Consider the following 6,180-nt stretch of genomic DNA (forward strand, 5'->3'; position numbering starts at 1 on the left):
CGCTACACCTGCTCAGGATCAGCTTTACACAGCTGCCAGTGGCTGCCCCGTGTACCGCTGAAGCAAACCTGTTCCTCCAGCCCACAAAGGCATTTCATCATGGCCATCAGCTCACTGACTTCTGCATGTACAGCTGACTGCTGTTGCGCCAACTGAAAACACTCCCCGGTGCCGCGGCTCAGAATCATGGCCAAGGCGAAGGGAAAAGGCTCGGTGGTGACATAAGGCTGGTATAGCTCAGGCAGGGGCACATCATAAATCAGGCAGAGCACCCGCTCATGCTCCTGAAGCTGAGTCATAGCTTCCATTAAGGCATGGGCAATCAACTGTTCGCTGGCAGCAATGGCCGTGACTTCGCTGACATCCTTCCGCGCAATTGACAACAGCCCACTGACAGCATTATGCACAGCAAGACTGAAGCCGGTCGGTGACATGGGTTGCTGCGCGGCGATACCTTCAAGCAGTGACAGGGTGAGAGGCGTGTCCCCATGGCGTGAAGCAAAAACACTCGGTATTGAGTCGATATCTTCCAGCAACGGCAAAGCCGCTCCCGCAGCACATCGGCCGAGCTCGGTAAAACGTCTACGCAGCAGGGGTGGTATCTGTTTGAGCGGAATTTTGGCTAGCTGAGTGTCAAGCAGGTAAGGTGCCTGCAACCAGTTACGCCAATCTTCGGGGCAATTCAGACCCGGCGCAACCGCATTCCATGACTGTATTCTGAAACCTGACAACGTCCCTACTCCTGCCTGCTCGATACTCAAAACCAAGCAGGCCAACCATCCTAGTCTTGAAACAATGTCCCTTTTAAGGGACAGGGAATTCTACCGTCTCGTTTCACCGATGCAATAGAGAAAGCGGTTTACTCCCCGCGGCAAGTCTACCTATAATTCGCCGACTTCTCAGGATTTTTTTATAACACAAGGAGCCTATTGTGAAATTGATCGCAGCCTGCCTGTCGGTTTTTCTGATGTTTCTATCACCCAGTGCCTTCAGCCGCGACACGACGCACATGATGTCCATCGAAGACGCAATGCAATCACCCGATTACCAGGAACGTCTGGACCCTAACATCAAGTTCTATTTTGGCAGCCAGAACCACCCCAAGGTTCTGAACTCTTTTGGGCAGTTTTCTACCAACAAAAAGACCAATGCGTTCAATAAAAGCGATGAAGAAGCCTGCCGCTGGGTAATGCTATCTGCCTTGCTGTCACTGCAGGATCGCGCTATTCGAGAAGGCGGTAATGCTGTAATCAACATTGCCAGCTATTACAAAAAGAACAAGGTCAGCAGCAATACCGAGTTCGAGTGCCATGCCGGCAATATCATGGCAGGCGTCGCCCTGACAGGCAAAGTAGTCAAGATTGCACACTGATTCAGTCCTTAGTGTTCGGCTCTGGTATACCAGAGCCGAACAGCTGTCTATCACACAGCAACAGTCCTGCCTTGCCCGCCTGCCTGAAGCCCAGCAACGCCACTTTCTCACACTGCGAACCGACAAGCGCCGCCAAGAATATCTATTCAGCCGGCTTCTGATCTGCACTGCATTGAGCCAAGTCTACTCAAAGCCTCCCGACAGCTGGATAATCCAGGACCGGCCACACGCCAAACCGGAAATTGCCAATTTGCCTGTCTCCGTTTATATCAGTCTGAGCCATAGCCGGCAGCTCATCGGATTTGCTCTCAGCGAGTCCCCTGTTGGCCTGGACATTGAATACCGCGCAAAACGAAATAACCTCAAAGCACTGGCCGCGGAGTTCATGACCTTATCAGAGCTGCATAAGCTACCTCCTGACTCTAGTAAGCAGCACGATTATTTCTATCGCCTTTGGTGTGCCAAGGAAGCCGTCTATAAAGCCCTCCCACGTGACAGACAGCTAAACACGCCTCTCAGCACAATTGATTATGCAGGCCTTGCCGCAGGCGATACAAACTGGCACCTGCATGAGCACCACATAGGTGCTTTTCAATCCAGCCTGGTAACCCCTCGACTAACTACTCAACCATCACTGATTACACGCACTTTGCAGCTGGTTTAATTCCCTTTTCAATTCACCCCCTCAAAATCACCGCACCCTCACGCTAATAGGTTAAGATCAACTGCGACTCCCAATGAAATCAGCTCATTTCAGTCGAGATCGAGTTTATGCGGCACTGGTACACACTGGTATTGTTTATCTTGGTGGCGTCAGGCCTAAGCACCCTTTCGCTTGAACCACCCTTTCGTTCTTGGGACGAAGTTATCCTTCAAGACGTCTATAGCGAAGCAATCATCTCCATATTGCTCTGTATTTGGGTTGTTCTGCTACATCGGATAAAGCTGACACGAAGTGTGTTCTGGATGCTGTATCTTGGGTTTACGTGTATGGCACTGGGTGCCCTGGAAGACGTAGAAGATGAGTTTTTACTTGAAGAAGGCGCAGTCTCCCAAGCCATTGAAAATGTAGCCTCCCCCATCGGCATGTTGTTTATCAGCATTGGCCTCTACCTGTGGGGCTCAGAGCAAAAACGCTCTCGCCAGCAGCTGCAGAAGTTAAGTGAAACAGATGCGTTAACCGGGTTGGGTAACCGTGCCAGTTTTAACCACCATCTCGAACGTGCTGCCAGTGGTGAAAAACAACGCGCCCTGCTGTTTCTGGATATCGACAACTTCAAACAGGTCAACGATACCCATGGCCACGCCAGGGGTGACCAGGTGATACAGCAACTGGCTCTCACCATGAAACAGTGTATCCGCGAGCAGGACCTGGCATTTCGCTATGGCGGCGAGGAATTCGCGATCTTGCTGGAAGGCACCCATCCACGCGCAGTCGAACTGGTGGCACAGCGAATTATGACCGGCTTTTCCAGTCACCTGTTTACGCTGGAAAACCAGCAAACATTTTCCTGTACCGTGAGCATCGGGATTGCACACACGCAGAACCCCGTTAAGGCTGATGCCTGGCTGGATACTGCCGACCAGGCACTGTATACGGCTAAAGAAAGAGGAAAAGATCGGGCTGTTTTGAAACAACAGTCCTGAAACCGGCAGACCAGGGCCGACACACCCTGGCCTGCCTACCGCAAGCGTGACAGATCAGTCCCAGCGCAGGCGGTCACTGTCTACAACGGTCTGCCCTACTGGCGATAGTGCAATCAGCGCCAGCTTTAAATGCTGGATACCAAAGGGTATGCCGACAATTGTAATAAAGCAGGCAACAGCCGACATCAAATGGCCTATTGCCAACCAGACACCGGCAAAGATAAACCAGATGATATTACCAAGCAGCCCAATGGTACCGGTGCCAAGATCATCCTCGCCTGTCAGGGCTTTACGGCTGACGGCTTCTCGACCAAAGGGTAAAAAGGAAAAACTGCCCAGCACGAAACAGGAGCGCGCCCAAGGAAGGCCCACAATTGTAATCGCTGCCAGCAATCCTGCCAGCCACCAGGCCAGCCCCATTACAAGCCCGCCCAGCACGAACCAAAGCACATTACCCAAAAAACGTAGAACAGCCACTAAAGTGCCTCCTGCCAAATATATCCATCAAGACTAGGCCGCCAACGCTGAACATAGCACTAACAGCTCAACCTATCAGGGCTGCTTATCAAATACCCTGACCCCTTCAGGGATGGTATACCAGTCCTGCTTCTCACTTACCCAGACATGGGCAACCGGTTTAATAATACTGGTATCCGACAGATTTGATGGCTTCAATTTGATTTTGTCGGGTTCTGCCGGATTGTAATGATAGATACGGTTGCCGCAGCCGGGGCAGAATTTTGCGGCACTAATATTGCCACTATCCGCCGGGCGGCTCCAATCAGCCATTTCTCCTTCAAATTTCACTTGGTCGGCATTGACCATGGCGGTAATGCTGAATGCACTGGTGGAGAGTTTTTGACACTCCTTACAGTGGCAGGCAACAACCATCTGAGGTTCAGATAGTAGCTGGTATGTCACACCATCACACTGACAGGCACCATTGATCGGGTAGCTCATACTGAGATCCTTTCTGTCCAGAAATTCAAATTATCGGGTCCGAGATCATCGCAACCTGAATGATGAAAGACTAGAACAAAAGTGACACCCACAGTCATTCAGTCGGCGACTGATCATCTGGCCTGTCTTTACTGGTAAGTGACACCTTGATGCTTAAGCCAGCCATGGGCATGGCGACCGGCCGGGTCATGGTGCGTCCAATGCACGACACCGCCTTTCGGGTTCCACTCGTATTCACCATAAAACTGAACACGGTCGCCCTTTCGCAGTGCATTTATGCGCGGTGCCAGATCAATATTGTGAGATATCAGCAAGGTCTGGCCGGATGCCAGTTCCAGAATAAATTTCTGATGCTGACTGCCCCGGGTGTCATCGGGTAAAAGGTGAACCACAGTGCCCTCGCCTTGTACCTGAACATCACTTTGCCGTGTCTGAAACGCCTCGGCGATAGCGTCAGAAGCACTGGCACCCACAGAAACCGGCTCGCTGCCAAAGAGGTCTCCAAGCCCTGTATTCCGCTCCAGATAGCCAACAGCAACCAAGCCGATTAGCAATACGACAGCCAGTTTTTTCATCACGCGAGTCCCTTCATTCAGCCAAGCCCTTATCTTCATCAAAAACGCGAATCAACGCGAGCCCGGCTATCAAAAAAAACGATATCCAAATACGCCGGAAACTAATGCCGAGGCGGTATAGGCCAGTCGGATGCATCTACATGATCCAGTGCCAAGGTCTGCTCATTACCCTGCCAGCTCTCTATGAAACGACCATCAGGGTCGTATTGACGGGTTTGCTTGGCAATATCGAAACGCCGTTTCCCGCGCGGGTCTGCCCCTACGCCTGCCAGATACTGCCAGTTGCCCCAGTTGCTGGCGGAGTCATAATCCAGCAATTCCTGCTCAAACCAGGCCGCACCATACCGCCAGTCCAATGCCAGTTCATTAACCAGGCAACTGGCAACAACCTGACGCCCCCGGTTGGACATCCAGCCTGCCTGCTTTAGCTGTCGCATGCAGGCATTTACCAGTGGCCAGGGCGTGGTCCCTTCACACCAGGACTTGAAACGCTGGGGGTAGAAGCTGGTCAGTGGTGAGCGCCCTTGAATACCCTTCAAGTGGTACAGCCTGACGCCATGATGATGCGCATACCACTGAAAGTACTCGCGCCACAGCAACTCGAAGAAAATCCAATAGGTTGACTCATTAGCACCTTGGCGTGCTTCATACTGTTTAAGCTGCTGCATGATTCGCCGTGGAGAGAGGCTGCCCTGTGCCAGCCAGGGTGAAAAACGGGTACCGTTCTCAAGACCATCCAGTTCATTGCGAACCTGTTTGTACGTTGAGGGCAGCAACGAACTGAAATAGCGTTCCAGATGAGACTGTGCTGCCTGCTCCCCGCCTGTAAACCAGGTGTCATTATGATACCCGGCTGACCTTGAAAGCTGCTCACCTCTTGCCTCAATCTTCAGTGCAGGCGGCAGGTCCATTACAGGCGGCAAGGGCTGAGGGATATCCAGCGCTTTCTCGACCCTACGTCTGAAGGCCGAAAAACTGACGGGAAAGGGATCAACAATCTCGGTTAATTGGCTTTGATCAAATAGAGTGTAACCATCACGGATAGACGCATTCAGGTGTGGAAAGCGGCTTTGCAGCGAAGACAGCTGACGCTGCTCGTATACACCCGAGCTTCTGGTGCAGAACAATCGATCAATGCGGTACCGACTCACCAGTGACTGTGGTGTCCAGCATAAATAATCAGGCTGTTTTATGACGCCAAAGCTCTTCGTTTTTGAGCATGGTATTTAGCACTACAATGAGCTTGCGCATGCAGGCGATGATCGCCACTTTGGGCAGCTTACCCTCAGACTTCAGGTGTTCATAAAAGCGCTTGAAGACGGGGTTACATTGGATGGATGACAGCATCGCCATGAACATGACCGTGCGGATACGGTGACGGCCTCCGCGAATACGCCGTTTGCCATTCCAGGTGCCGCTTTCTCGGTTCATGGGTGCGACACCGACGAGTGCGGCGATCTCTTTACGGTTGAGCTTACCGAGCTCCGGAAGCTCGCTGAGCAAGGTGTACGCGAGGACTTTACCGACACCAGGCACGCTGGTCAGGATCTCGGTTTTGGTACGCCAATGCTTGACCTGCATAACGGCTTCATCGATCTGTTTGGTGATAGTCTTTATCTGAGTTTC

The 6,180-nt window shown here is 52.0% G+C and carries 9 protein-coding genes; 3 read left to right on the forward strand and 6 right to left on the reverse strand.

The annotated features are described in order from the left end of the window. Positions 1-2 precede the first annotated feature (2 nt). Positions 3-731 (reverse strand): beta-ketoacyl synthase chain length factor, encoded by a 729-nt coding sequence (locus tag BW956_RS09975; RefSeq protein WP_175611994.1) that lies wholly within the window; start codon positions 729-731, stop codon positions 3-5. Positions 732-931: 200 nt separating this feature from the next. On the opposite strand from BW956_RS09975, the gene BW956_RS09980 reads away from it, so the two are divergent. The 3 genes from BW956_RS09980 (at position 932) to BW956_RS09990 (ending at position 3,019) form a co-directional block, all read left to right on the forward strand. Next, on the forward strand, positions 932-1,372 hold the full coding sequence (locus BW956_RS09980) for an excinuclease ATPase subunit (protein ID WP_083703009.1): 441 nt from the start codon (positions 932-934) through the stop codon (positions 1,370-1,372). Continuing rightward, complete coding sequence (locus tag BW956_RS09985; protein WP_076462612.1) at positions 1,362-2,036, forward strand: 4'-phosphopantetheinyl transferase family protein; 675 nt, start codon at positions 1,362-1,364, stop codon at positions 2,034-2,036. The genes BW956_RS09980 and BW956_RS09985 overlap by 11 nt, the downstream gene beginning before the upstream one ends. 326 nt (positions 2,037-2,362) lie before the next feature. Beyond that, the gene (locus BW956_RS09990) at positions 2,363-3,019 is read left to right on the forward strand and encodes a GGDEF domain-containing protein (RefSeq protein WP_076462613.1); all 657 of its coding nucleotides are present in this window, start codon (positions 2,363-2,365) and stop codon (positions 3,017-3,019) included. Positions 3,020-3,073: 54 nt separating this feature from the next. Here BW956_RS09990 and BW956_RS09995 read toward each other — a convergent pair whose 3' ends face one another. The 5 genes from BW956_RS09995 to BW956_RS10015 all read right to left on the reverse strand — a co-directional run. Further along, on the reverse strand, positions 3,074-3,496 hold the full coding sequence (locus tag BW956_RS09995; protein WP_076462614.1) for a YccF domain-containing protein: 423 nt from the start codon (positions 3,494-3,496) through the stop codon (positions 3,074-3,076). A 75-nt stretch (positions 3,497-3,571) separates the two neighbouring features. Further along, a complete protein-coding gene (locus BW956_RS10000) occupies positions 3,572-3,979 on the reverse strand; it encodes a GFA family protein (protein ID WP_076462615.1) in 408 nt (135 codons plus the stop codon). 128 nt (positions 3,980-4,107) lie between these two features. After that, positions 4,108-4,554, reverse strand: a complete 447-nt coding sequence (locus BW956_RS10005; protein WP_217695117.1) for a DUF3465 domain-containing protein — start codon at positions 4,552-4,554, stop codon at positions 4,108-4,110. 101 nt (positions 4,555-4,655) lie between these two features. Next, positions 4,656-5,705, reverse strand: coding sequence for a DASH family cryptochrome (locus tag BW956_RS10010; protein WP_244894349.1), 1,050 nt, complete (start codon positions 5,703-5,705; stop codon positions 4,656-4,658). Between the two features lie 28 nt (positions 5,706-5,733). After that, on the reverse strand, positions 5,734-6,180 hold a 447-nt coding region (locus tag BW956_RS10015), incomplete at its 5' end, for a transposase (RefSeq protein WP_139327160.1).

Origin of the sequence: Marinobacterium stanieri (genome assembly GCF_900155945.1) — a bacterium.
GTDB lineage: Bacteria > Pseudomonadota > Gammaproteobacteria > Pseudomonadales > Balneatricaceae > Marinobacterium > Marinobacterium stanieri.